Here is a 22,782-nt window from a genome sequence, read left to right on the forward strand (position 1 = left end):
CCATGTCCGCCGAACGCGCACCGATCCACATCACTCTGGGCGTGCTGACCTTTCGGCGACCGGAGGGGATCGACAAGCTGCTTCGCGTCATGCGGAATCAGCATTGCGACCCCGCACGGCCCTGGCGGCTCAGCATCGTGGTCGTCGATAACGATGCGTCGGGTAGCAGCCGGGAGGCGGTGATGGCCCATGCCGGTCACCCCGAATATGACCTTCATTATGTCGTCGAGCCGCAGCAGGGCATCCCCATCGCCCGCAATCGCGCGATGGACAGCGCGCCCGAGGGGACGGAGCTTTTCTGCTTCCTGGACGATGATGAATGGCCGGTCGATGGCTGGCTCGATTCGATGCTGCGGACACGCGAAGCGACCGGCGCCGATTGCGTCTATGGACCGATCGAACCGGTCTTCGAGGGGCCGGTGGACGACTGGCTGCGTCGCAGCCGTCTTTACGACCGCAAACGCTATGCCGAAGGCGAGAAGCTGAATTTCGCCGCATCGAACAACGTCATGTTCGATCTGGCGCGGTTTCGCGAACTCGATCTGCGCTTCGATGCGCGGATGCGGTTTACCGGCGGCAGCGACTATCTGTTCTTCAACCAGGCCTGGCGACGGGGCATCCGAATCCATTGGTCGGATCAGGCGCTCGTCTACGACATGTTCCCGGTCAATCGGCTGACCATGAAGTGGCAGCGCCAGCGCCAGTATCGGCTGGGCAATACCTTCGCCGTCGCGACCCGGATCGAGGGATCGCGTGGGGAGAAGGCCAAGCAACTGGCCCGTGGGCTGGTCCGCATGGGCCTGGGCGCGGCGATGTCGCCCGCGATGCTGGTTTCGCCCTATTGGGGCGGACGGGCGATGGTCCACCTGCTGCGGGGGGCCGGACTGACCATGGGCATATTGGGCCATTCCTATCAGGAATATGCGCCGTCGAAGCTCAAGGGGTAATGCGCGCCCCTTTCTCATTGGGAACCCGATCAGTCAAAGAATGCGATTTCCCTCATTGGCCTATGGACGGAAGGGTAGCGACACGTCCGTGCCGGATCGGCCATCGTCGTCGATCACCCAATGACGACGGGGTCTCGCTTAGCGCGGATCGACATTCAGGCTGCACAATCCTTATTCCTCCCCTGCACCGGGAGGGGGACCATGCGAAATATGGTGGAGGGATGTAGCCAGCCGTGAGTTTGGTCGATCTCTCCAACTGGGACACCCCTCCGTCAGGCCTTCGGCCTGCCACCTCCCCTTCCAGGGGAGGAATAGAGCGAATGTCGATCGGGGCCGGGCGAGGCCTTTCATACGGAGAGCGCTGCCGCAGTCCTCAATAGGCGTTGCGGTGGAGCAGAACCTGGAACGTCTGAAGCACGATCCGTATGTCGCGCCAGATCGACCAATGCTCCAGATATTCGAGATCGGCTTGCAGGCGGTTGCGCAGATCGTCCTCGATCAGGGTGGCACCACGATACCCCCGCACCTGCGCCAGACCGGTCAGGCCCGGCTTGACCGAGTGGCGCTGCCAATAGCGGCCATCGACTTCCCAGAACAATTTCTCGGCCGCGCGCGAACCCAGCGCATGGGGGCGCGGGCCGACGATGCTCATATCGCCCTTCAGCACGTTGATGATCTGGGGAAGCTCGTCCATGCTCGTCATGCGGATGAACCGCCCGACGCGCGTGATGCGGTCGTCGTCGCGCGAGGCGGAGCGATGGCCCGCCCCATCGCTGCCCTCGACATACATGCTGCGGAACTTCAGGATGTGGAACATCTCATTGCCCCATCCGATGCGAACCTGTCGGAACAGGATCGGCCCCGGGCTGTCCAGGCGAACGAGCAGGGCAATGATCCCGAGCACCGGCGCGAGCAGAAATAGCGCCAGTCCCGACACCACGATATCGAACAGACGCTTCAGAAAGCGATCGAACAGACCCAGCGGTCCGACGGCCACGATCATGGTCGGCGTCGCGGCATAGGAAGAGATGCCCAGCGGCGCGAGTTGGCTGAGTTCGGGTACGAAGATCTCGCTCTGGACACCCGTCCCCTTCAACGCATTCGCCCAGGCGATCCGCGTATCGGGCGCACATGCCACGACGACGCGATCCGCACTGGCGACCAGCCGGGCGAGGCGATCATACATGATCGGGTCGTGCAGATTGGGGTCGAAGCGATCGCCGGTTTCGATGACCTGCGAAAACTCGCCCTGCGGAATCGGCGAGCGACCGTCGTGAAGCAGCATGACGGTAAAGGGGTTGCCGCCGATAACCTGTGCCATATTTCGGACGAAGGCATAGCGCGCGAAGGCGATCAGCAGGGTTCCGATCAGCGCGCCAAGGGCAATGACGACGCGCGGGAAATCTTCGCTCGCCTGAAAAACGAAGGCCACCAGGATGACCGCGCAGACCGAGAGCAGCAGCGCCTTGACACCTTGCGCTGCAGCATGGCGCGGATTGGTCAGGTTTTCCTGATCATAGGCACGGATCGAGAAGGATGTCAGGAAGTAAACTGACAACAATGTCACAATCGCAAGCGTCCAGCGGGTATGCCCGAGAAGGACGAAACGGAAATAGGCGGCTCCAGCAAAACCTGCTGCGACACAGATCAAATCTATCAGGATAAGGGTAATGAGCGCCCGAAAGCGCAATATCGAAGCTGGAATACTCAAGCGCCTTACCCTCTGCATCGGCGCCTTGCTATGGAATCTTCCCATATCCATGATAGCCGACCTGCCCTGATTTCTTTGAACGAGACAGAATGTAGCCCCAAGGCCGCTGCGGGACTAGATATTTTGCGCCGCAGCAGCGTCTCACCGTGGAATAGGTGCGAAAGCCTGAATTTCTGGCAACACGCCGTTAATCACCCGTCCACCAACGCTAAACCATCGCGCTTTCGCGCTCCTCTGTAAATGTCAAGGTTGCATCGCACTGCAGCATCAATTATTTTCCGTGGGTGTGGGACAGGGGTTAAGCGCTTAACGATAAAAGTCCCACGCTTGGGCAAATTGCCTGTCTTTCGCGTCATGAATGGGGTTGTGGTCGATCGACCGGGACGGCTAGTCGCAGTGACGTACCGGACCTGAACGGGCTCCACCCACTGATATGGGGTTTGACGAATGAAGATCGCTGTTTTCGGCCTCGGCTATGTCGGCATGTCCAATGCCGTTCTCCTGGCGCAGCATAATCAGGTCGTTGCGGTCGACATATCGGAAGAGCGCGTGGCGCAGGTCAACGCGCGCATCTCCCCGATCATCGACGCCGAGTTGGAGGAGTTCCTGACCAACCGCACGCTGAACCTGTCGGCGACCACCGATGCGCGTGAAGCGCTGGCGGCTGCGGAATATGTCATCGTGGCGACGCCGACCAACTATGACGTCGAGACGAACAAGTTCAACACCGGCTCGGTCGAGGCGGTGATCCAGCTGGCGAAGGAGCATGCGCCCGACGCGACCGTCATCGTCAAGTCGACCATCCCGGTCGGCTTCGTCGACGACGTCCGCGCGCGCCTGAACACGACGCAGGTGATCTTCAGCCCGGAATTCTTGCGCGAAGGCCGGGCGCTGTACGACAATCTCCATCCGTCGCGCGTGATCGTCGGCGAACGGTCGGAGCGGGCACGCATCTTCGCCGATCTGCTGATCCAGGGGGCCGAGAAAAAGGACGCCCCGGTCCTGTTCACCGATGCGCGTGAGGCCGAGGCGATCAAGCTGTTCGCCAACACCTATCTCGCCATGCGCGTCGCGTTCTTCAACGAACTCGACAGCTATGCGATCGCGGGCGGCATGGACACGCGCCAGATCATTGAGGGCGTCGGCCTCGACCCCCGCGTCGGCACGCACTACAACAATCCGAGCTTCGGCTATGGCGGCTATTGCCTTCCCAAGGACACCAAGCAGCTGCTCGCCAATTATTCCGAAGTGCCGCAGAACCTGATCCGCGCGATCGTGGACGCGAACCGCACCCGCAAGGATTTCCTGGCGGATCAGATCATCGCCCGCGCGCCGCGCAAGATGGGCGTCTATCGCCTGACCATGAAGGCCGGATCGGACAATTTCCGCCAGTCCTCGATCCAGGGGATCATGAAGCGGGTCAAGGCCAAGGGCATCGAAGTGATCGTCTACGAACCCGCGCTGGAGGAAGACCAGTTCTTCGGATCGCGCGTGATCCGCGATCTCGACGCGTTCAAGGCGGAGTCCGATGTCATCATCGCGAACCGCAACGCGCCCGAGCTCGCCGACGTCCCCGAAAAGCTGTTCACGCGCGATATCTTCGGCTCCGACTGACGGCGCTCGCTTCAGACGACACATGACGATGGCTCGGTTTTCGCAGGAAAACCGGGCCATTATCTTATGGTTCGACCGGCAAGCCCCACCTTCCTGCCTCCAAATTGAGCAGTTGATTTGCCACGCTCGCTGATTATGAGACGTTGCAACATACCCTTGTATCGAGGGGTAGCCGACACTTCCCTATCTGGAGCATCCATGTTCACTGCACTGGCCAGTTCGCGTTTTCGTATCTCCGCTTTGGGCTTGGCGATGGCATGGTGCGCGGCCCCCGCGCTGGCGGAGCAGAAAGAGGTCGAAGGGCCCGAGGATGCCGAGACGCGCAGCGATATCGTGGTGCTCGGCACACGGAGCACGATCGACCGCACCCTGTCCTCCGATCCGGCGACCGAGCGCATGTCTCAGTCGAGCCGATCGCTCGAGCAGGATGTGTTGCAGGCGGCCGGAACCTATCGGCTGAACGACGCGCTGGAACTCGTCAGCGGGTTCAGCCAGCAGAATAATCGCGGCGGCGTGCTCGACAATTTCGCGATCCGGGGCTTTCTGGGCACACCCGATGGCGGCGCGGAATTCTATGTCGACGGGTTCACCGCCAATCGCGGCATGGTGCCGCCGCGCGATCCGGCGACCGTCGAGCGGATCGAAGTGCTGAAAGGTCCGGCGGGGGCGATCTTCGGCGACATCGATCCGGGTGGCCGGGTCAACATCGTGTCCAAGGTACCGCGCTTCACGGCCGCCGCGCGTGCCACGATCACCTATGGCTCGTTCAATACCCGGCGGGCGGAGATCGACTCCACCGGGCCGCTGTCCGACAGCCTGGCCGCCCGCATCGTCGTTGCGGCGGAAGATAGCGACGGGTGGCGCGACACGGTGACGCTGCGCCGCCGGGTGGTGTCGCCCTCGCTGACCTGGCGACCCAGCGACGCGGTACGGCTGACCTATCTGGCCGAGTTCATGCAGTTCGATACCCCATTCGACCGGGGTATTCCGGCGGTCGGCAACGATGCGAACGCCCTGCCCCGCTCCAACTATTATGGCGAGCCGTCGAACGGCCTCACCCGCTTCCGCAACGAGCGGCATCAATTGACGGGGCTGGCGCAACTGGGTGACGGCTGGACGCTCAATGGCGGCATCGTCTGGCGTACCGGATCGCTCAAGGGCTTCTCGGCGGATCAGTCGCGGATCGTCGGCACGCAGGTCTGGCGGCAGCGGCGGTCGCGGGACTTCGCGATCGACGATCTGGCGGCCCGGATGGAACTGGCCGGTCGCATCGGGCGGCACCAGGTCAGCCTGGGCCTCAAGGGCTATCGCATGGCCTATGGCGAGCGGTGGATGCGACGCAATCCCTCCGCCGCGGCGCCCTATGCCGTCGATCTCTACGATCCGGCGTCCAGCTACGGTGGCACCGCCGCGCCGCTGCTGCCCTTCACCAACAATGATGAGAACCGCTGGGCGGGGACCATCTATGTCCAGGACATGTGGGCGGTGACCGACCGGCTGACCCTGGTGGGCGGTGCGCGGGTCGATCCCTATCGGCAGAAGATCGTCAACAACCAGACCGGCGGCGTCGGCCGGATCGTCGAGCAACCGCTCAAGTTCCGGGCGGGCGCCCGCTATGCCGTGGGCGACCATATTTCGGTCCATGCCAATTGGGGCGAGTCCTTCCTGCTGAATTCCGGGACCGGGCGGACCGGGGAAGGTTTCCGGCCGGAGGAAGCGCGTGGCTATGAAGTCGGCATCGCCGGACGCTGGGCCGGACTGGATGTCGGCATGACCTGGTTCAACATCTCCAAGAGCAATATCCTGACGACCGATCCCGTCGATCCGGGCTTCAACGCCCCGGTGGGCCAGTTGAACAGCCGGGGGATCGAGGCGGATGCGTCGCTGCGCCTCGGCAATCGCTGGCAGGTCATCGCGAATTATAGCTGGGTCGATGCGCGCAACGACGACAAGAGCTTCGCCACGCCCGCCGTTCTTGGCGTGCCCGAGCATTCAGGCACCATCCTTGTCGTCCATCGCCTGCCCTTTGCCGGACGAGAATGGCAGTTGAGCGGCGGTGTCGCCTATGTCGGCGACCGGGCCGGATCGCTCGACGCCCAGCCACTGGTCCTGCCCGAATATGTCAAGGCAAAGGCGGCCATCGAAGCGCCCGTGACCGACAGCTTGCGGTTCCGTTTGGAGGCCGACAATTTGTTCGACGCGCGCTATGCCGCCAGTTCCTACAGCCGGTTGTGGATCTATCCCGGTGCCCCCCGTACCGTCCGCGCATCGCTAAGGCTGGAAATCTGAGCGCCGGGGGGCAGCAGCGTGGCAAATCGTGACCGAAAATTCACGCAACCGGAACGTGCCTTTACCGCTTGAGTTGACACGCCATCGACCCGGCCAGGGGGCTGCATCATCGCGATTGGTGAACCACCGCCCCTCGGTCGAGACAGCGCGACAGGAATTGGGAGCGATCCAGCATGAAGACCAGCGGCAACACCATCCTGATGACCGGGGGCGGAAGCGGTATAGGCGAAGCGCTGGCCCATCGTTTCTATGATCGGGGCGACACCGTGATCATCGCCGGACGGCGTCAGGACGCACTGGACAGGGCCGCCGCCGGGCGAGAGCGTATCCATACCGCCGTTCTGGACGTCGAGGATGCCGATGCGGTCGATGCATTCGCTCGCAAGATCGTCGGCGATTTCCCCGCTCTGAATGTCCTGTTCAACAATGCCGGGATCATGAAGTTCGAAGACCTGACGCATCGCCGCGACCTGTCCGATGCCGAGGCGACCCTGGCGATCAACATCCTGGGCCCCATCCGCCTGACCAACGCGCTGGTCGACCATCTCGTCGGCGTTCCGGACGCCGCGATCGTCAATGTCACGTCCGGGCTCGCCTATGTGCCCCTGGTCGCCGCGCCGACCTATTCGGCGACCAAGGCGGCCATCCATTCCTACACCGTGTCGCTGCGGACCCAGTTGGCGGGCAAGGTCGAGATCATCGAGCTGGCCCCGCCGGGCGTTCAGACCGACCTGACACCGGGGCAGGCCAACCGGCCCGGCTATATGCCGCTCGACGCCTTTGCCGATGCCGTGGCGGCGCAGTTCGCTCAGTCGCCGACGCCGTCCGAGATCCTGGTCGATGAGGTCCAGTTCCTCCGCCAGGCCGAGCGCGAGGGACGCTTCGACGAGACGCTCAAGACCCTGACCGAACGCGCCGCCCAACAGCGGGAGGCCGGCAACCGGTGACACGGGCGGTCGATGGTGCGCCGCCGACGACACCGGATGGCCGTTACGTCGTCGTCCGGGGACGCTTGTGGCGTACGAGCAATCCCCATCTGGGTGCCGAAGAACGGCAGGCGCTGGTCGACGACCTCATGGATGCGCGGCGCGCGGTGCGTGGCGCGATGCAAAAGGGCGATGACGGGGCGCTCCGCCTGGCGCGGTCGAGGGTCCAGGCCGCCAAGACGGCCATGGGCGAACGCGGCCCGGTCTGGTGGGACGATGGTAGCCCGGACCTGAACCGCCGGATGGCGCGGAACACCCGCTATGCGCCCTGGTATGCAGGCTTGGAGGAAGACCGATGAATGTCTTTCTGGATTTCGAGGCATCCTCGCTTTCCGACAAGAGCCACCCCATCGAAGTCGCCTGGATATTCGAGGATGGCCGGTCGGAAAGCCACCTGATCGCCCCCGCCCCGACCTGGGACGACTGGGATGAGGCGGCAGAGCGTATCCACGGGATTTCGCGTGCAACCTTGAACAGCGAAGGCGCGCCCCATGACATGGTCGCGCGCCGAATGCTGGAACAGCTTTCCGGCCATGATCTCTTTGCCAGCGCACCGTCCTGGGACGGGAAATGGCTCAGCCTGCTGCTGCGCACGGCGGGACTGCCCCGGCACGCCCTGCGACTGAAGGATACCGATGTCGCTTTGCGGGAGAGTGCGATGCGCATCCTGCGTGACGTGGTGCAGCCCGATCGGCTGGAGCCGGTGACGACGGATCTGATCGCATGGGCGACCGCCAGCAAGCAAGCCACGCCGGACCATCGCGCGCTGGCCGACGCGGCGGAAGAGCGTGCCGTCTGGCAAAGGCTCGAAGACCGCGCGCGGACGATCGCGAGCGGCCAGGCCTCCGATCGGGCGGGCCCGTAGTCGAACTTCCTCCTCTGGGATGAGCGCGTATCCATATTGATTAGGCGGGCTTCTTCCGCTTTGCCCGGATAAGCCAGATCGGGGGAGCGGCGATATGCATGCAGCGGCAGGTTTCGAGTTGATCATCGCGATGTTTCTCGTGGTGATCGGCCTGCACTATCTCGCGCACCGCCTGTCATTGCCGCCCGCCGCTGCCCTGATCCTGGGCGGCGGGGCGATCGCGTTCGTTCCCGGCCTGCCGAGCATTGCGATCGATCCCGAACTGGTGCTGGTCCTCTTCCTGCCGCCGCTGCTGATGGACGGGGCCTGGTTCACCGCCATCGCCGCGTTCCGCCGCCATATGGTGGGGATATTGTCGCTGGCCGTGGGAGCGGTCTTCTTCACCACGGCGGTCGTGGCGGTGGTCGCCAGATTGCTGGCGCCCGATCTGCCATGGGCGGCCTGCGTCGCATTGGGTGCGATCCTCTCGCCCCCCGATGCGGTGTCCGCCCGCGCCGTGCTTCAGCGCGTGCGGCTGCCGCGAAGGCTGTCGACCCTGTTGGAGGGGGAAAGCCTGTTGAACGATGCCGCAGGGCTCGTCCTGTTCCGCTTCGCGGTCGCCGCCGTGCTGACGGGGACGTTCAGCCTGGGTACGGCGACCGGCAGTTTCTTCCTGCTGGTCATCGGTGGCGTTGCGGTCGGCGCGGCGATCGGGACGCTGTGGGTACTGTTGCTCCGCCGTCTGGGCGACGACACGCTGATGATCGCGGCGACTTTGCTGGTATGCTGGAGCGCCTATATCGCGGGGGAGTTGCTCCATGTATCCGGCGTCATCGCGGTGGTGACCGCCGGGCTGACCTGTGGCTGGCACCAGCATGTCGTCTTCAGTGCGAGCGTCCGGATCCGCGCGCTGGCCTTCTGGCAGGTGCTGGTATTCCTGCTGGAGGCCGCGGTGTTCACGCTGATCGGCCTGTCCTTGCGCGGCTTGCTGGAGCGGGTCGGCGATCCGGCGCTGTTCCTCGAGCGGATGGCGGGGCCCGTGCTGTGGATCGTGGCGGCGGTGGTCGTGGCGCGGTTCCTGTGGATTTTCGGCATCGACGCGATCGTCGCGGCCCTGCGCCGGATGGGATGGAGAAATGCCCGCCCGCTCGGACCTCGCGCGGCGCTGGTGATGAGTTGGGCCGGGATGCGCGGCGTGGTGACGCTTGCCGTCGCATTGTCCCTGCCCGAGACCATGCCCGCCCGCGACCTGATGCTGGTGACCGCCTTCGTGGTCATCCTGGTCACCGTGTTGGTCCAGGGCACATCGCTCGGCTGGATGATCCGGTGGGCGAAGCCGGCCGAGGACGTGGCATCCCGGCCGCCGCTCGATCTTCATGCCGCCGAACATGCGATGTTCCGGGCCCAGTTGGCGGCGGTGGAGCGCGAGGCGCATGACGCCGAGGGACAAGTCGTCCATCCGCAATTGCTCCGCCGATATCGCACGCGCGCAACGGCCGGCGAAAATTTCGAAGGAACGGCGGAGGAGCGCACCGTCGCGATCGAAAGCCATTTCAACGTCATCATCGCCGCCGTCCAGGCGGGACGCGCCGAACTGGTCCGTCTGCACCGCGCCGGGCGGATCGATGACGAAACGCTGCATGATCTGGAACATGATCTCGATCTGGAGGAACTGGGGGCGATCGCGGCGAAGGGGTGAGCCTCGCGGGATCGTCCGACGCGCGTTGGCGTTGATCCTGTCGTTCCACGACCCGAGGTGAGCGATGGCCGACCGCATTCTGATCTTCTATGGCTCCTACCGCTCGGATCGACAGGGTATCCGCCTGGCGGATTACCTCGTCCGCTCCTTTGCGGAGCGCGGCGCGGAGCCCGAACTGATCGACGCCAAGGCGGTCGGTCTTCCGATCCTGGACCGCATGTACAAGGAATATCCGAAGGGCGAAGCGCCGGAGGCCATGGAGCGGCTGGCGGGCAAGATTCGCGATGCGGACGCCTTCGTCTTCGTGACCGGCGAGTATAATTGGGGACAGCAGCCGGGCCTCAAGAACCTGACCGACCATTTCCTGGAGGAGTGGTTCTGGCGCCCCGCCGCGATTGCCAGCTACTCGGCGGGGCGGCTGGCGGGGGCGCATGCCAGCGTCGCCTGGCATGGAACGCTGTCGGAGATGGGGATGGTGGTCGTCTCCAGCACGCTGACGGTCGGCGGGATCGGCCAAACACTGGATGCGGAAGGAAAGCCGACCGGCGATGGCGGAGCCGCGCTGACCCGCGCCTTTCCCCGCTTCGCCGATGATCTGGCTTGGTGGACTTCCGCCGCGCGAGAGCAACGCGCCCGGACATCCCGCCCTATTGATGCGTTGGACGGTGACGGGACAAAAGGCTAAGTCGTATTTCAAATGGTTGGGGGGAAGATGATGCGGGTGGCACGTACGATGATGGCGGCGGCCGGCGTCATGGCGATCCTCGCCGCAACGCCCGTGTGCGCCGAGGATGACGAGCCCCGCTTCTGCCCGACCCGCCCCAGTATCGGCGGCTCCAGTTGCACCACCGAACCCGGACGCGTCCATGTCGAGGTTTCGACCCTGGACTGGCAACGCGACGATCAACCCGATCAGCGGGAGGACCGGATCGTCACCGCCGATATCCTGACCCGTGTCGGCGTCGGCAAGAATACCGAGCTGCAACTCGACTGGGTCGGTTATGGGCGCGATCGCACGCGGGACAAGGCCGATGGCAGCATCGATACCGTGACCGGCACGGGCGATCTGACCTTCGCGATCCGCCAGCATCTGGCCGGGCAAAAGGGCAAGGCCTTTTCCGCCGGTGTCCAGGCCTATGTCACCGCCCCTACCGGCCGCTATCCCGTTGGTGCGGGGACTTGGTCGACCGGCGTCATCATTCCGGTCCAATATGACCTGACCGAGAAACTCGCCGTCGCTTTGACCGGCGAGGCGGATGCCGCCGCGAATCAGTCGGGAATGGGTCGGCACCTGGCCTATAGCGAGATCACCGGGCTGCGTTACAAATTCACCGAAAAGGTCACCGCGACCGCCGAGCTATCGCTGGAACGCGACAACGAACCCGATCAGCACGATACGATGGCGCTGGCCGCGCTGTCCGCCGCGTGGCGACCGACAAAGGTCATGCAGCTGGACGTTCTGGCCGTCGCGGGCCTCAATCACGCTTCACCCGGCCTGCGCCTTGTCACCGGCGGGGCGCTGCTCTTCTAGATCAGGTCGCTGCGAGCGTGCCGGTGGCGACGACCGGGCCGGTCGGCACCGGCTTGGGTGATCCGCCCGGCGGCTCGATCGAGATGGCCAGCACGGCCCCGCTCCGAAGGTTCGCCCGCTCGCCGCTGGGAAGTGCGATCCGCGTCGCTCCCGCCCGGTTCAGCAGCCCTAGCGAATATGGCGTGCCATCCCGAATGATCCAGAGCTGTGCCGCCCTGTCCTGCGGGGCCAGTTCGGTCGCGGCGACACGGATCTCGCCCCGATCCGCATCGACCGTTGCACCGATCGGGGTGAGGCGCTTGTCGCTGGGCGCCAGCGCGGCGATCATGACGTTCGAGGATGGAGCCTCGGGCCGGGGCAGCGACGCCGGCTCCGGCCGCTGGAGTACGAGAAGCAGCAGGACCGCCGCGATCGCCACCGCCCCGGCGACCGCCGCCCATAGCGGGGCCCGTGAGGCGGAAGGCGGCGGTGCCACGATCCGATCGACGATGTCATGCGGTGCCGCGACCGGGCGATACTCGTCGAACAGCTCATCGAAATGACGACGCCACCAATCGACCTCCCGCGCGAAATCGCGATCCGATAGGACGCGACGAAGCGCCGCCGCCCGCTCCTCGCCGTCGAGCAGACCGAGCACCAGTTCGGCGGCCATCATGTCGGGATCGGGCTCAGTCGTCACCGACGCACCCCCGCAACTGCATCAGCCCGCGCCGGACCCAGCTCTTCATCGTACTGAGCGGCACTCCCTTGGCATCGGCCAGTTCGGCATAGGTCTTGCCATCGAAAAAGGCGGTTCGGATGGCGTCCCTTTGCCGCCCCTCCAGCGCCTCCAGGCATTCGTGCAGGCGCCGTGCGGTTTCGGTCCGCTCGGCGGTCAGGGACTGGTCGGGTGTCTCATCCGCGATCTCCGCCGCCTCATCGATCGGCGACGTGGGACGTTTGCGCCGCGCCCGGACCCAATCGATCGAACGGTTGCGCGCGATCGTCGCCAGCCAGGCCATCGGGCTTGCGGGCCCTGGCTCATAGGCCCCGGCCCTTTTCCAGATCGTCGCATAGACATCGTGAAGGACATCCTCGGCCGCGCTGCGATCACCGCAAATGCGCAGGCAGATGCCGAACAGCCTGGCCGATGTCATCCGGTAAAGGTCGCTCAGCGCATCCCGGTCCTCTGACCCGATACGCCCCAGCGCGTCGCACAATTTGACGCGCGCCTCGACGGGATCGGATGGGACAGGATGCACCCGAATTTGGTAGACATTCGCGATAGGTGGCGCAATCCGTCATGATGGCGAGGGAGATGGAAATGCGCGTGCTGGTCATCGGTCTGGGCGATATCGCGCGCAAGGCCTATCTGCCTATATTGGGCACCCGGCCCGACATCGAACTGCATCTGGTGAGCCGCAACGCGCAGGCGCTCCACCATGCGGCCCAGGCCTTCCACGCCGCATCCATGCATCACAGCCTTGCGGATGCGATCGATGGCGCGGACTTCGACGCCGCCTTCGTTCACGCCGCAACCGAAGCGCATCCCGCATTGGTACGCACATTGCTGGAGCGTCGCATCCCGACGTTCGTGGACAAGCCGCTTACGGACAATCTAGCGGAGGTCGAGCAACTGGTGGCCCTGTCTCAGCGACAGCAGACGTTACTGACCGTCGGCTTCAACCGACGCTTCGCCCCCAGCTATGCCGCGCTTCGGGGATCGGCGGCGAACCTGATCGTCATGGAAAAGCACCGCCATCGACAGCCCGACACGCCACGCCGCGTGATCTTCGACGACTTCATCCATGTCATCGACACGCTTCTCTTCCTGGCGCCGGGGGTGGTGGAGCGTCAGTCCATCGAAACTCAGGTGGAGCGCGGAATGCTGACGGCGGTCACCCTGATGCTGGCGGGTCGGGACTTCACCGCGATCGGGACCATGCACCGGGACAGCGGGCTGAACGAAGAGCGGCTGGATGTGATGGGGAACGGCATGCGGCGCTCCGTTCTCAACATTTCCGAGCAGGTCCATATGGACGGCACCGAGTGCCGCCATCGCCGGGGGGACTGGACGCCGGTCGGGCAACAGCGGGGATTCGAGGCGATGTGCACCGCCTTCCTGACGGCCGTACGCGACGGTGGCCGAACCCAGGCGGATGCGATCATCGCCACCCACACCCTATGCGAAGCCGTGACGCTGCATGCCGAGCGTTCGATCGAAAGGCCGTTAACCGCGTCGTGAACCGGGGCGCGGTAATAACCGGTCCAACGCGTCGGCATTGTCCCGGCCCCAGCCGTACAGAAGTTCGACCGGCTCCACGAAGCGTCGGCCCAGTTCCGTCAGACGATATTCGACCATCGGCGGGATCGCGCTTTGGACATGGCGGCTGATCAGGCCACTCGTCTCCATGTCGCGGACGGTCTGGGTGAGCATCTTCTTGGAGATACCCGGCAGGCTGCGGAGCAATACGCCGGTCCGCGCCGCGCCCTGATGACGGGCATGGAGGGTGTGCAGCACCATGCTCGTCCATTTGGTGGCGAAAAGTTCCAGGACGCGCCGGGGCGCGCAGTCTTCCCGCCATTCGTCGTCCGCCGTGCCTGGCTTCACATGGTTACTCCCTGGTACCCAGGGCACCAGATGGTGCCTTCTGGAACCTCTGTCCAGCCATGCCTAACTCCCCGGTGACAAGGAGTTCTTCATGACGAAAACGGCATTGGTGGTGGGCGCGAGCGGTATCGTGGGCAGCGCGACGGCGAAACTGCTCGTGGAACAGGGTTGGGACGTTCATGGCCTCGCCCGTCGCCCTCGCGAACAGAACGGCGTCCGTCCGGTCGCGGCCGACCTGCAGGATGCGACCGCCACGGCCGAGGCGTTACGTGTCCTGAACCCCGACGCCGTCTTCATCACCACATGGCTGCGCCAGGACAGCGAGGCGGAGAATATCCGCGTGAATGGCGCAATGGTCCGCAACCTGCTCGACGGCCTCCCCAAGCCCAAGGGGCCGCGCCATGTCGCGCTGGTCACCGGGCTCAAGCATTATCTCGGCCCGTTCGAAGCCTATGGGAAGGGCACGTTGCCGCAGACGCCTTTCCGCGAGGAGCAGGGCCGGCTGGACGTCGAGAACTTCTACTATGCGCAGGAGGATGAGGTCTTCGCCGCCGCCGCCCGCGACGGTTTCACCTGGAGCGTCCACCGGCCCCATACGGTGATCGGGCTGGCTGTGGGCAATGCGATGAACATGGGGACGACGCTCGCCGTCTATGCGACGCTGTGCCGCGAGACGGGGCGGCCCTTCACCTTTCCGGGCTCCGCAGCGCAGTGGTCCGGGCTGACCGACATGACCGACGCCGAACAGCTCGCCCGCCATCTCCTCTGGGCGACCGAGACGGAAGCAGCGCATGACGAAGCCTTCAATGTCGTCAACGGCGATGTCTTTCGCTGGCAATGGATGTGGGGCCGTATCGCCGAGTGGTTCGGGGTGACGCCTGCCCCCTTCGACGGCACGGTCCGTCCTCTGGAACAGCAGATGGCGGACGAGGCGGCACTCTGGCGTCGGATCGCCGAGCGTGAGGGGCTGGTCGAGACGGATCTCAACCGGCTGGCCTCGCCATGGCACACCGACGCGGACCTCGGCCGCCCGATCGAGGTGGTGACCGACATGAGCAAGAGCCGTCGGCTGGGCTTCATCGATTATCGACCGACCGACGATGCGTTCTACGCCCTGTTCGAGCAACTCCGCCAGGATCGCCTGATCCCCTGAACCATCCCGGTCCACTGCCTAACCCGACTTGACGCATATCAATCATTTAATTGTCGGGCGAAGTGGGGGTTCGCGCGTTGACGGGATGACCCCGATCAATAGCGAAAGAGAGCAACATGGCGACTAAAAGCAGCAAGGGCGATGCCGGAAAGCTCAAGGGCGAAACGCCCGCCAAGGCCCCGCCCCTCCCCGCCGGCGCCGAGATGCCGACCCATTACGCCGAACCCCAGGGTCATGGCGGGGAGACGCATCAGACGACCGAGGACCCGGCACGGACGATGACCACGCAGCAGGGCGTGCCGATTGCCGATGATCAGAACAGCCTGCGCGCCGGTGAACGCGGCCCGACGCTGCTCGAAGACTTCATCCTGCGCGAGAAGATCTTCCACTTCGATCATGAGCGCATTCCCGAACGCGTCGTCCACGCGCGCGGTTACGGCGCGCACGGTGTGTTCGAGCTTACCGACAGCCTGGCCGACTATACCCGCGCCGATGTGCTGAGCGAGGTGGGGCAGCAGACCGAGGTCTTCGTCCGCTTCTCGACCGTGGCGGGCAACAAGGGATCGATGGACCTCGCCCGCGACGTGCGAGGCTTTGCCGTCAAATTCTACACGAAGCAGGGCAACTGGGATATCGTCGGCAACAATATCCCGGTGTTCTTCATCCAGGACCCGATCAAGTTTCCCGATCTCGTCCATGCCGTGAAGCAGGAACCCGACCGCGCCTTTCCGCAGGCGCAGTCGGCGCATGACAATTACTGGGACTTTGCGAGCCTCAGCCCCGAGGCGTGGCACATGGTGATGTGGCAGATGTCCGATCGGACGATCCCCCGCTCGTTCCGCACCATGGAGGGCTTCGGCGTCCACAGCTTCCGCTTGGTCAACGCAGAGGGCAAGTCGACCTTCGTCAAATTCCACTGGAAACCGCGCCAGGGGCTGCAATCGGTCCTGTGGAACGAGGCGGTCAAGATCAACGGCGCCGATCCCGATTTCCACCGCCGCGACCTGTGGCAGGCGATCGAGGGCGGCGACTTCCCGCAATGGGATCTGGGCGTGCAGCTGTTCGATCAGGAAACGGCCGACAAGCTGCCCTTCGACCATCTCGACTCCACCAAGCTGATCCCGGAAGAGGATGTTCCCGTCCGCATCATCGGGACGCTGACCCTCAACCGCAATGTCGACAATTTCTTCGCCAGCACCGAACAGGTCGCCTTCTGTACCCAGAATGTCGTGCCGGGCATCGACTTCTCCGACGATCCGCTGCTGCACGGGCGTAACTTCTCCTATCTCGACACGCAATTGAAGCGGCTGGGCGGGCCGAACTTCACCCATATCCCGGTCAACGCGCCGCGCTGTCCGGTGATGAATTTCCAGCAGGACGGCCATATGGCGATGCACAACCCCAAGGGACGCGCCAATTACGAGCCCAATAGCTGGGGTCCGGACGGCGGTCCGCGGGAAAATCCGACCATCGGCTATCGCAGCTACCCCGCCGAGGTGCAGGGTACCAAGCAGCGCATCCGGGCGGAGACCTTCTCCGACCACTATAGCCAGGCGCGTCAGTTCCTTGTCAGCCAGTTGCCGATCGAACAGAAGCATATCGGCGATGCGCTGGTGTTCGAGCTGTCGAAGGTCGAGCGCGTCGATATCCGCGCCCGTGCCGTCTCCCACCTGCGACTGATCGACGAAGGTCTGGCAGCGACGGTGGCGGATGGCCTGGGGCTCGATCTGCCCGAACCCGCCAAGGCGGCCAAGCCCACGCTCGAACTCTCGCCATCGCCCAAGCTGAGCATCGTCGCCAACGGTCCGAAGGACTTCAAGGGGCGCAAGATGGGTATCTTGCTGACCGATGGGTCGAGTGCAGAGCTCTTCGCCGGGCTGACCAAGGCGCTCGACGCCGTGGGTGGCCTGTGGGAGGTCGTGGCACCCAAGATCGGCGGCGTGACGCTGGATGACGGGACCAGGGTCGCGGCCAAGCAGAAGATCGATGGCGGCCCCTCGGTGCTTTACGATGCGGTGGCGGTCTTGCCGTCCTCCGCGGGAGTGGCGATGCTGGCCAAGGATGCGACCGCCAAGGACTTCGTCGCGGATGCCTTCGCGCATTGCAAGTTCATCGGTCACAGTGCCGATGCAGAGGCGCTGTTCCAGGCCGCCGGTGTGACGGACCGCGACGAGGGCTTCATCGCGCTCGGCAAGGCGAAGGAGGCCAAGGCGTTCGTCGCGAAATGCGGCGAGTTGCGCTTCTGGCCGCGTGAGCTGGAAGTCGATCTAGACGCCGCGTCGCTGAACGTCAGCGCCTGACGTTCGCTCAGGACAGGATCCCGGCCCGCCGCCGGGATCCTGTCCTTCCTTATGTCGCGATCCGCACGTCCCGGTAGCGCGGGTTGAGCAGATGGAAGATCAGCAGCGCGACCAGATAGGCGACGCCGCACGCGATGAAGAAGGGCTGATAGCTGCCCACCCGGTCGAGCAGGACGCCCAGCGCCTTCGACGCGATGAACCCGCCCGTCGCCCCGGCGAAACCGCCCAGCCCGATCAGCGTCCCTTGGGCATAACGCGGGAATTGATCGCCCGGCAGTGCGAAGAGATTGGTCGAAAACCCCTGGTGCGCGGCACAGGCCAGACCGATCATCGCCACCGCGATCCAGATGCTGCTGGCCTGTGCGGCGAACATCACCGGCAGCGCGAACAGGGCACAGACGAACATCGCCCGCTTGCGCGCCCGACCGGTCGCGATCCCCTGCTTGAGCAGGCGTGAGGAATACCAGCCGCCGACGATCGCCCCGACATCGGCCATGATGTAGATCGCCACCAGAGGCGGCCCGAAGCTCTTCAGGTCGTATCCATAGCGGCTGTGGAAGAAGTCCGGCAGCCAGAAGAGGAACGTCCACCACACCGGATCGATCAGGAAGCGCCCTGTCATATAAGACCAGGCCTCGCGATGCCGCGTGACGGTCAGGAACCCCGCGCGGCCCGTGGTCTCGACCGGCTCCGCCTCGATCCAGGCGCGTTCCTCGGGCGTGATTCGCGGATGGGCGTGCGGCGGATGATAGAGCCGCCACCACGCGGTCAGCCAGACGAGGTTGAACAAGCCGGTGATGACGAACGCCCAGCGCCAGTCGAGCACCAGATCGGCAATCAGGAAACCGATCAGCAGCGGCGTGACCACCGCCCCCACATTCGCCCCGGCATTGAAGATACCGATCGCAAAGGCCCGTTCCTTCTTGGGAAACCATTGCGACGCGGCGGCCAGCGCGGAGGGAAAGGTGCCCGCCTCGCCAAAGGCCAGCGGAATGCGCGCGATGGCGAAACCGGTGGTCGAGGTGACCAGCGTCTGGGCGAAATGCCCGACCGTCCACGCCCCCATCGCCACCAGATAGCCCGCACGCGGCCCGGTCCGGTCGATCAGCCAGCCGAACAACAGGAAGCCGAAGCCATAGGCGACCTGGAAATAGCCCGTGACGTCGCCATAGCCGCTATTGGTCCAGCCATAGAGCACGGTCAGCTGCGGCTTGAGCACCCCCAGCACCAACCGGTCGATATAGCTGAGCACCACCGCCGCGAAGAGCAGGCCGCAAATCACCCATCGCACCCGACCGCGCGGCGGCGGTACGGCGTGGGCGGCGGTGTCCGGCGCGGTCTCGGCCGCCTGGGTCAGGTCGCTCATATCACCAACTCCACAGCGTGCCGTCTTCCAGGCGGTTCACCGGCAGATAGGCGCGCTTATAGGGATAGGTCGCCGCCAATTCCTCGTCGATCTCGACCCCCAGGCCCGGCGCGTCGCCCGGGTGCATCATGCCGTCCTCGAACCGGTAATGATGCGGGAAGACCGCATCCGTCTCCTCGGTATGGGGCATATGTTCCTGAATGCCGAAATTGGGCACGGACAGGCCGAAGTGCAGCGCCGCCGCCATCGTGACGGGCGACAGGTCGGTCGCGCCGTGACAGCCGGTGCGGACCTGATAGAGATCGGCCAGTGCGGCGATCCGCCGCAAATGGGTCAGCCCCCCCGCATGGACGACGGTCGCGCGGATATAGTCGATCAGTTGGTTCTCGATCAGATGCTTGGCGTCCCAGATCGAATTGAACACCTCGCCCACCGCGATCGGCGTGGTGGTATGCTGGCGGATCAGGCGGAAGGCGTCCTGATTTTCGGCAGGGGTCGCGTCCTCGATCCAGAACGGGCGATAGGGCTCCAGGTCCTTGCCCAGTCGCCCGGCCTCGATCGGGGTCAGCCGGTGGTGGACATCGTGGAGCAGATGCACGTCCCAACCCAACGCCTCACGCGCGGCGGCGAACAGTTCGGGTACGATCCGCAGATATTTCTCGGTCGACCAGACGCTCTCGCTCGGCAGATCGGCATCGGCCGGCTCGTAACGCTGCCCCGCCTTGGCGACGCCATAGGTCGATGCGAGCCCCGGCACCCCACATTGCAGACGGATCGCGCGATAGCCCTCGTCCCGGTGGCGGATCGCGGTGGCGATCGTATCCTCGATGGTAGTGCCGTTGGCGTGGCAATAGACGAGGCACGCCTCGCGCGATGCGCCGCCGAGCAGTTGGTAGACGGGCATTCCGGCGAGCTTGCCCTTGATATCCCACAGCGCCATGTCGACCGCCGCGATCGCCGTCATCGTCACCGGGCCGCGCCGCCAATAGGCGCCCTTATAGAGATACTGCCAGATATCCTCGATCCGATGCGCGTCGCGACCGATCAGGCAGGGAATGACATGATCCTGGAGATAGCTGGCCACGGCGAGTTCACGACCGTTGAGCGTCGCGTCGCCCAGGCCGGTGGTGCCATCGTCGCATTCGATCTTCAGCGTGACGAAATTGCGCCCCGGCGAGGTCACGATCAGGCGGGCGGCGACGATTTTGGGCATGAACGGTCCTTCAGGCGATATCGATGACGACGACTATGGCGTCGCCGCAAACGGCATCGAGAAACCCATTGGCGGATGGTGCGCTAAGGGCATGCGCGGGGGCGTTCATCGCCGCCACCCGGTGGGGCAGGTCCGATTTATGGGCCATCACACCCTCTCCTCTGTCCAAAAGTCGTTCAATCGACTTGCCAATTGGTCTGATAGCGGTACCGTGATGATCAAGCGCCAGCTTGTCAATCGGCGGTGCAGCGGGAGAGAATGGCATGAACCGGATACGCCTATTGCTGGGAGCGCTGTCTATCCCGCTGGCAATACTGCCGATTTCAGCGCACGCGGATGACGGTTACGCCCTTTGGCTGCGCACGGCCGCCTCATCGGTCGGACAGATAAATATAAAGCGGTTAGGCGACACCCCCACCCTCCGCCTGGCGGAGTCGGAGCTTCGCCGCGACATTTCGGCCGTTACGCCACCCATCGTCATCGCCACCACCTCCGCACCCGGTCTTCAGCCGCTGCACCTCGCCGCCGAGGATTTAGGCGATGAGGGCTATCTGATTCGCAATGTGACACTGGACGGGCAGCGGGTCCTCCTCATCGCGGGCAATAGCGACCGCGGCGTCCTGTACGGGGCGTTCGCGCTCATCCGCCATCTTGCGGCGGGCGGCAAAGCTGACGCCCTTTCGCTCCGTTCCAGCCCTAAGGTGAAACTGCGCGTCCTCAACCATTGGGACAATCTGGATGGATCGGTGGAGCGTGGTTATGCCGGGCAATCGCTCTGGGATTGGTGGACACTCCCGGACTTTCGTGATCCGCGCTATACCGACTATGCCCGCGCCAATGCGTCGATCGGGATCAACGGCACGGTCCTCAACAACGTCAACGCCAAGGCCGATAGCCTGACGCCCGCCTATATCGCCAAGGCGGCGGCGCTGGCGGAGGTGTTCCGGCCATGGGGTATCCGCGTCTACCTGTCGGTGCGCTTCTCAGCGCCGATCGAACTCGGAGGACTGAAGACCGCCGACCCGCGCGATCCGGCGGTCGCCGCCTGGTGGAAGGCCAAGGCGGACGAAATCTACCGCGCCATTCCCGACTTCGGCGGCTTTCTGGTCAAGGCCAATAGCGAAGGCCAGCCGGGTCCGCGCGATTATGGCGCCACCCATGCCGACGGCGCGAACATGCTCGCCGCCGCCGTGCGCGACCATGGCGGCATCGTAATGTGGCGGGCCTTCGTCTATGCCGAGACCGACCCCGAGGATCGCGCCAAGCAGGCCTATACCGGATTCAAGCCCCTGGACGGCAAGTTCGCCGACAATGTGCTCGTTCAGGTCAAGAACGGCGCGATCGATTTCCAGCCGCGCGAGCCTTTCCACCCCCTGTTCGGCGCGATGCCGCGCACGCCCCTGATGATCGAGTTCCAGATCACCAAGGAGTATCTCGGCTTCGCGACCCACCTCGCCTATCTCGGCCCGCTCTTTACCGAGACGCTCGACGCCCGGACCGGGCAGAAGTCGGGTGAGACGGTGGCCGATGTCGTCGACGGGCAGGCCGAGCACCACAAGCTGTCCGGCATGGCGGGTGTCGCGAATATCGGGCGTGACCGGGACTGGAGCGGATCGACGTTCAACCAGGCCAATTGGTATGCCTTCGGCCGCCTTGCCTGGGACCCCGACCTGTCGGCGGAGGCGATCGCCCGCGCCTGGGTCGCGCAGACCTTCGGCACCGATCCGCAGATCGTCGACACGATCACTGCCATGATGATGGGATCGCGCGAAGCGGTCGTCGACTATACCGGCGCCTTCGGGCTGGCGCATCTGATGGCGACCGGCCACCATTACGGACCCGGCCCCTGGGTGTCCGAGCTGGCGCGGCCGGAATGGAATCCCGTCTATTACCACCGGGCCGACGCCGCCGGGATCGGCTTCGACCGGACCGTATCGGGCAGCAACGCGGTCGGCCAATATGCCGGCCCCGTCGCCAAGGCATTCGCCAAGCCGGAGACGACGCCGGAGTCGATGCTCCTCTGGTTCCATCACGTGTCATGGGACCGGCGCATGGCCGACGGACAGACCCTATGGACCAACCTGGTCGCGCGTTATGATCGGGGCGTCGCCTATGTCGAGCAGATGCAGCGGCAGTGGGACAGCCTGCGCGACCGGATCGATGCGGAGCGCTGGCAGAAGACCGCGACCTATCTGGCCGTGCAGGAGCGCGAGGCGCGCTGGTGGCGGGATGCGAGCCTGGCCTATTGGATGTCGGTCAACCATCGCCCACTCCCCTCAGGCGTTCGGCCGCCCGAGCATGATCTGGCGTGGTACAAGGCGCAGCAATTCCCCTATGCGCCGGGCCAAGCTCATTAGAGATGGGGCTATGGACGGCCGACCGACCGCTCCCTCGCTCGAGTTGGTCGGACGATTCTCCATGCTGGTTCAAATGACCAACGATTGCATTTTGGTCCGTCCGATTTTTCATTTCGATTCGAACGCCGAGGTAAGGGACGCTTCTGGCACCGGAAGGAGCTGGGTTGGCTCTAATGAAGGCT

General features: G+C 64.6%; 20 protein-coding genes. 13 read left to right on the top strand and 7 right to left on the bottom strand.

Annotation, left to right across the window (positions count from 1 at the left end):
- Positions 1-2 precede the first annotated feature (2 nt).
- Positions 3-947, top strand: coding sequence for a glycosyltransferase family A protein (locus tag OXQ33_RS04065; protein WP_267433399.1), 945 nt, complete (start codon positions 3-5; stop codon positions 945-947).
- 373 nt (positions 948-1,320) lie between these two features.
- Here OXQ33_RS04065 and OXQ33_RS04070 read toward each other — a convergent pair whose 3' ends face one another.
- On the bottom strand, positions 1,321-2,505 hold the full coding sequence (locus tag OXQ33_RS04070) for a sugar transferase (protein WP_267433400.1): 1,185 nt from the start codon (positions 2,503-2,505) through the stop codon (positions 1,321-1,323).
- A 600-nt stretch (positions 2,506-3,105) separates the two neighbouring features.
- On the opposite strand from OXQ33_RS04070, the gene OXQ33_RS04075 reads away from it, so the two are divergent.
- From OXQ33_RS04075 to OXQ33_RS04110, 8 genes are all read left to right on the top strand, one after another.
- Complete coding sequence (locus OXQ33_RS04075) at positions 3,106-4,272, top strand: nucleotide sugar dehydrogenase (RefSeq protein ID WP_267433401.1); 1,167 nt, start codon at positions 3,106-3,108, stop codon at positions 4,270-4,272.
- A gap of 198 nt (positions 4,273-4,470) precedes the next feature.
- On the top strand, positions 4,471-6,561 hold the full coding sequence (locus OXQ33_RS04080; RefSeq protein ID WP_267433402.1) for a TonB-dependent siderophore receptor: 2,091 nt from the start codon (positions 4,471-4,473) through the stop codon (positions 6,559-6,561).
- Between the two features lie 173 nt (positions 6,562-6,734).
- Entirely contained in the window at positions 6,735-7,508 is a 774-nt protein-coding gene (locus OXQ33_RS04085; RefSeq protein WP_267433403.1) for an SDR family oxidoreductase, read from the top strand.
- A complete protein-coding gene (locus tag OXQ33_RS04090; protein ID WP_267433404.1) occupies positions 7,505-7,846 on the top strand; it encodes a hypothetical protein in 342 nt (113 codons plus the stop codon). Before OXQ33_RS04085 ends, OXQ33_RS04090 begins: the two co-directional genes overlap by 4 nt.
- The gene (locus tag OXQ33_RS04095; RefSeq protein WP_267433405.1) at positions 7,843-8,412 is read left to right on the top strand and encodes a transcriptional regulator; all 570 of its coding nucleotides are present in this window, start codon (positions 7,843-7,845) and stop codon (positions 8,410-8,412) included. The genes OXQ33_RS04090 and OXQ33_RS04095 overlap by 4 nt, the downstream gene beginning before the upstream one ends.
- A gap of 94 nt (positions 8,413-8,506) precedes the next feature.
- On the top strand, positions 8,507-10,090 hold the full coding sequence (locus OXQ33_RS04100) for a Na+/H+ antiporter (RefSeq protein ID WP_267433406.1): 1,584 nt from the start codon (positions 8,507-8,509) through the stop codon (positions 10,088-10,090).
- A gap of 64 nt (positions 10,091-10,154) precedes the next feature.
- A complete protein-coding gene (locus tag OXQ33_RS04105; RefSeq protein WP_267433407.1) occupies positions 10,155-10,775 on the top strand; it encodes an NAD(P)H-dependent oxidoreductase in 621 nt (206 codons plus the stop codon).
- Between the two features lie 36 nt (positions 10,776-10,811).
- Positions 10,812-11,621 (top strand): transporter, encoded by an 810-nt coding sequence (locus tag OXQ33_RS04110; RefSeq protein WP_267433408.1) that lies wholly within the window; start codon positions 10,812-10,814, stop codon positions 11,619-11,621.
- A gap of 1 nt (position 11,622) precedes the next feature.
- On the opposite strand, the gene OXQ33_RS04115 is transcribed toward OXQ33_RS04110, so the two are convergent.
- Both OXQ33_RS04115 and OXQ33_RS04120 read right to left on the bottom strand, forming a co-directional pair.
- Entirely contained in the window at positions 11,623-12,300 is a 678-nt protein-coding gene (locus tag OXQ33_RS04115; protein ID WP_267433409.1) for an anti-sigma factor, read from the bottom strand.
- Positions 12,290-12,862, bottom strand: coding sequence for a sigma-70 family RNA polymerase sigma factor (locus OXQ33_RS04120; protein ID WP_267433410.1), 573 nt, complete (start codon positions 12,860-12,862; stop codon positions 12,290-12,292). Before OXQ33_RS04120 ends, OXQ33_RS04115 begins: the two co-directional genes overlap by 11 nt.
- Before the next feature lie 62 nt (positions 12,863-12,924).
- Here OXQ33_RS04120 and OXQ33_RS04125 point away from each other — a divergent pair, with 62 nt between their 5' ends.
- Complete coding sequence (locus OXQ33_RS04125; protein WP_267433411.1) at positions 12,925-13,845, top strand: Gfo/Idh/MocA family oxidoreductase; 921 nt, start codon at positions 12,925-12,927, stop codon at positions 13,843-13,845.
- Here OXQ33_RS04125 and OXQ33_RS04130 read toward each other — a convergent pair.
- Positions 13,831-14,211: a helix-turn-helix domain-containing protein gene (locus tag OXQ33_RS04130; RefSeq protein ID WP_267433412.1), complete on the bottom strand. Its 381-nt coding sequence runs from the start codon at positions 14,209-14,211 to the stop codon at positions 13,831-13,833. The genes OXQ33_RS04125 and OXQ33_RS04130 overlap by 15 nt on opposite strands.
- A gap of 91 nt (positions 14,212-14,302) precedes the next feature.
- Between OXQ33_RS04130 and OXQ33_RS04135 the strand changes: the two genes are divergently transcribed.
- Both OXQ33_RS04135 and OXQ33_RS04140 read left to right on the top strand, forming a co-directional pair.
- Positions 14,303-15,364 carry an SDR family oxidoreductase gene (locus tag OXQ33_RS04135; RefSeq protein ID WP_267433413.1) on the top strand — a complete coding sequence of 354 codons (1,062 nt, stop codon included), beginning with the start codon at positions 14,303-14,305 and terminating at the stop codon, positions 15,362-15,364.
- A gap of 116 nt (positions 15,365-15,480) precedes the next feature.
- Positions 15,481-17,664: a catalase gene (locus tag OXQ33_RS04140; RefSeq protein ID WP_267433414.1), complete on the top strand. Its 2,184-nt coding sequence runs from the start codon at positions 15,481-15,483 to the stop codon at positions 17,662-17,664.
- A gap of 49 nt (positions 17,665-17,713) precedes the next feature.
- Here the strand turns inward: OXQ33_RS04140 and OXQ33_RS04145 are convergent, their stop codons facing one another.
- Genes OXQ33_RS04145 through OXQ33_RS04155 form a run of 3 tightly spaced genes read right to left on the bottom strand, consistent with a single transcriptional unit; the run spans position 17,714 to position 20,391 of the window.
- Positions 17,714-19,030, bottom strand: coding sequence for an MFS transporter (locus OXQ33_RS04145; protein ID WP_267433415.1), 1,317 nt, complete (start codon positions 19,028-19,030; stop codon positions 17,714-17,716).
- Position 19,031: 1 nt separating this feature from the next.
- Positions 19,032-20,243: a D-mannonate dehydratase ManD gene (manD, locus tag OXQ33_RS04150; protein WP_267433416.1), complete on the bottom strand. Its 1,212-nt coding sequence runs from the start codon at positions 20,241-20,243 to the stop codon at positions 19,032-19,034.
- 10 nt (positions 20,244-20,253) lie between these two features.
- Complete coding sequence (locus tag OXQ33_RS04155) at positions 20,254-20,391, bottom strand: hypothetical protein (protein ID WP_267433417.1); 138 nt, start codon at positions 20,389-20,391, stop codon at positions 20,254-20,256.
- A gap of 115 nt (positions 20,392-20,506) precedes the next feature.
- Between OXQ33_RS04155 and OXQ33_RS04160 the strand changes: the two genes are divergently transcribed.
- Complete coding sequence (locus OXQ33_RS04160) at positions 20,507-22,600, top strand: alpha-glucuronidase family glycosyl hydrolase (protein WP_267433418.1); 2,094 nt, start codon at positions 20,507-20,509, stop codon at positions 22,598-22,600.
- The last annotated feature ends 182 nt before the right edge of the window (positions 22,601-22,782 follow it).

It is taken from the genome of Sphingomonas sp. GM_Shp_1 (genome assembly GCF_026540895.1).
Taxonomy (GTDB): domain Bacteria; phylum Pseudomonadota; class Alphaproteobacteria; order Sphingomonadales; family Sphingomonadaceae; genus Sphingomonas.

Excerpts from the sequence above, each read along its gene's own strand:
- OXQ33_RS04065 (WP_267433399.1), top strand. The coding sequence starts at position 3 with ATGTCCGCCGAACGCGCACCGATCCACATCACTCTGGGCGTGCTGACC.
- OXQ33_RS04075 (WP_267433401.1), top strand. The coding sequence starts at position 3,106 with ATGAAGATCGCTGTTTTCGGCCTCGGCTATGTCGGCATGTCCAATGCC.
- OXQ33_RS04080 (WP_267433402.1), top strand. The coding sequence starts at position 4,471 with ATGTTCACTGCACTGGCCAGTTCGCGTTTTCGTATCTCCGCTTTGGGC.
- OXQ33_RS04085 (WP_267433403.1), top strand. The coding sequence starts at position 6,735 with ATGAAGACCAGCGGCAACACCATCCTGATGACCGGGGGCGGAAGCGGT.
- OXQ33_RS04095 (WP_267433405.1), top strand. The coding sequence starts at position 7,843 with ATGAATGTCTTTCTGGATTTCGAGGCATCCTCGCTTTCCGACAAGAGC.
- OXQ33_RS04100 (WP_267433406.1), top strand. The coding sequence starts at position 8,507 with ATGCATGCAGCGGCAGGTTTCGAGTTGATCATCGCGATGTTTCTCGTG.
- OXQ33_RS04105 (WP_267433407.1), top strand. The coding sequence starts at position 10,155 with ATGGCCGACCGCATTCTGATCTTCTATGGCTCCTACCGCTCGGATCGA.
- OXQ33_RS04125 (WP_267433411.1), top strand. The coding sequence starts at position 12,925 with ATGCGCGTGCTGGTCATCGGTCTGGGCGATATCGCGCGCAAGGCCTAT.
- OXQ33_RS04135 (WP_267433413.1), top strand. The coding sequence starts at position 14,303 with ATGACGAAAACGGCATTGGTGGTGGGCGCGAGCGGTATCGTGGGCAGC.
- OXQ33_RS04140 (WP_267433414.1), top strand. The coding sequence starts at position 15,481 with ATGGCGACTAAAAGCAGCAAGGGCGATGCCGGAAAGCTCAAGGGCGAA.
- OXQ33_RS04145 (WP_267433415.1), bottom strand. The coding sequence starts at position 19,030 with ATGAGCGACCTGACCCAGGCGGCCGAGACCGCGCCGGACACCGCCGCC.
- manD (WP_267433416.1), bottom strand. The coding sequence starts at position 20,243 with ATGCCCAAAATCGTCGCCGCCCGCCTGATCGTGACCTCGCCGGGGCGC.
- OXQ33_RS04155 (WP_267433417.1), bottom strand. The coding sequence starts at position 20,391 with ATGGCCCATAAATCGGACCTGCCCCACCGGGTGGCGGCGATGAACGCC.
- OXQ33_RS04160 (WP_267433418.1), top strand. The coding sequence starts at position 20,507 with ATGAACCGGATACGCCTATTGCTGGGAGCGCTGTCTATCCCGCTGGCA.